Origin of the sequence: Furfurilactobacillus milii (genome assembly GCF_009864005.1) — a bacterium.
Classification (GTDB): Bacteria; Bacillota; Bacilli; order Lactobacillales; family Lactobacillaceae; genus Furfurilactobacillus; species Furfurilactobacillus rossiae_B.
On sequence record NZ_WEZQ01000030.1, the window covers coordinates 1 to 1,473 of the forward strand.

Consider the following 1,473-nt stretch of genomic DNA (forward strand, 5'->3'; position numbering starts at 1 on the left):
GGTTCTCTGTCAACTGTTGTTGGTAACGACCATAATGCACCCAATCATTATTTGATGATTGGGTGTTTTGTTTTTGTCCTTAACATAACAAGGACGCGCAAACGGAAATTCTTAAATCTCGTGTAGCCATAGCCAGATCTTTTAAGGACTTTGATTCGATTATTCGTCCCTTCCAAAGGCCCATTGGAGTAATCTTTGTGCCTCAAGGTGTTTTCAATGTAGTCAGGATGCTCACGAATATAAGTTAAGCACGTCTCAAAGGTTTCAGGTGCACCAACGGAATCGGCCAAGGCATTGCGTAATTCTTCGACATCATGTGTCCTGACGGCCCCACACAAACGCTGTGCGTAGGCGTAGACTTGTGTCAATTCAGGACTTAAGCTCAGTAAATTATCAATAACGTCAACTTCGGTAGTGAAGTATTTAAACTGGGAAAAGCGGTGAAAGTTCTTATAATCCAGTTTTGCGGCCGGCTTGAGTAATAATTTCCAATATTTTTTGAGGGCTTTGTACTCGCGCGATGATGTCGCAAATTGTTTCATCACTTCAATACGGGTCTTATTTAAGCCACGTTGAATGGCATTGATGATGTGAAATCGGTCAATGATCACAATCGCATTGGGAAAGATTTCTTCCGTCAATTGTGGATAGGTATAGTTCATGTCTGTCACTAGGAAACGAACTTGATTCCGGACTTCAAGGTCATAACGTTTAAAATAACGCGTCAGAGCTGGTAAGGTTCGGACGTCAAGAATGTCTCGAAGCAACTGGTGGTCACCGTCCATCAGAACACAGCTCATCGAACCTTGGGCATCCTTGGTACTCTTGATTTCATCGATGTGAAGAGCAGCTGGAAGATGGTGATAGTCCGTTTTAAAATCGGATGAAAAACGATTCAACACTCGCGAAACGAAGTTTGGCGAGGTGTTCAGTTCTTGTGCAATATGTTTCATTGAGACGGATTCGTTTAGCTTCGATAAACAGGCCTGATGCGTGTTGTAAGATATTGAGCAGTTACGCTTAACGATACTTGTGTGAGCCAAAAAGTGTCCACGACATGCGTGACACTCATAGTATTGTTTACGTAAATGCATGACGACAGCCCATTCACCCGTTTTTGGTAAGCGAACATGAACCGTTCGCCAGCCATATTTAATAATCGAGTGTTGATTCAACACGCCACATTCTGAACAGGCCTTAGGGACATAGGTTAGGTGCGCCTTTACCTGCATTGCCTGGTCATCACGGACAACCTCATCAATAAAAACATTTTTATCTTCAATATTGAGCAGAACTTTAGTAGAATCAGACATGGGATATCGCCGCTTTCTTATATTATCTTGAAACTTGGTCGTGGAAGGATAAAGCAATGGCGATATCCTTTTTTTCGTGTCAACATACATAGATTACAGAAAGAAAAATCTGTTGTCGATCATGTCTTGTGACATGACCAACAACAGATATGATAGAACC

General features: G+C 42.0%; 1 protein-coding gene. It reads right to left on the reverse strand.

Translation table 11 applies throughout. From position 1 onward, the window contains the following. Nucleotides 1-47: 47 nt before the first annotated feature. Nucleotides 48-1,313, reverse strand: coding sequence for an ISL3 family transposase (locus tag GB993_RS12890; protein ID WP_161004601.1), 1,266 nt, complete (start codon nt 1,311-1,313; stop codon nt 48-50). Between the last annotated feature and the right edge of the window lie 160 nt (nt 1,314-1,473).